Origin of the sequence: Massilia agilis, from assembly GCF_024756255.1 — a bacterium.
GTDB lineage: Bacteria > Pseudomonadota > Gammaproteobacteria > Burkholderiales > Burkholderiaceae_D > Telluria > Telluria agilis.
Window position 1 is genome coordinate 1 of the sequence record NZ_JANUHB010000022.1, and the last position, 662, is coordinate 662.

The window sequence follows — 662 nt, forward strand, 5'->3', positions numbered from 1 at the left end:
CGCTGCCGTAGCTATTGGCGGTGTAGCTCACCTTGCCGTCGATGACGTCCTGCTGGGTGAACGAGGTCGCGGCCGTGCCGTTGACCTTGATGGTGCCCTTGCCCGGTGCTGAGGTGACGGTGTACGTCAGGCTGCCGTTGCCGGTATCGACGTCGGTCGCGTTCAGGTAGCTCGTACTGAGCGTGATGGTCGCGCCCTGGCCCACGGTGACGGGCGAAACCGCCAGCACCGGTGCATCGTTCACCGGATTGACCGTGATGCTGACGTTGTAGGTATTGCTGCCCGAGCCGTCGCTGACGGTGTAAGTGAAGGCGTCCGGGCCGTTGTAGTTCGCTGTGGGCGTGTACTCGTAGCTGCCGTTCGCATTCAAGACCAGCGTGCCGTGCGTCGGGCCGGTGCCCACGGCGTAGGTGATCGCGTCGTGCTCGACGTCGGTCGCTGCCGGCAGGTTGCCGGTGGCCTCGGTGTCTTCGTTGGTCGTGATCGAACCGTCGGCGCCCACCGGCAGGTCATTCACCGGCGTGACTTTGACGGTCATCGTCGCATCGCTGGACGCGGCGCTGGCGTTGTCATACACCTTGTAGGTAAAGGTGGTGTACGGATCGCCATTCGCATCCGCGACCGGCACGAAACGCAGGTGGCCAAGATTGATCTCCGCGGTG

Annotated in this window: 1 protein-coding gene; it reads right to left on the minus strand. The window is 64.0% G+C overall.

What is annotated here, in order from left to right; translation table 11 throughout:
- Positions 1 to 662 (minus strand): tandem-95 repeat protein (locus NX774_RS23290; protein WP_258824683.1); only part of this gene is annotated, 662 nt, incomplete at both ends.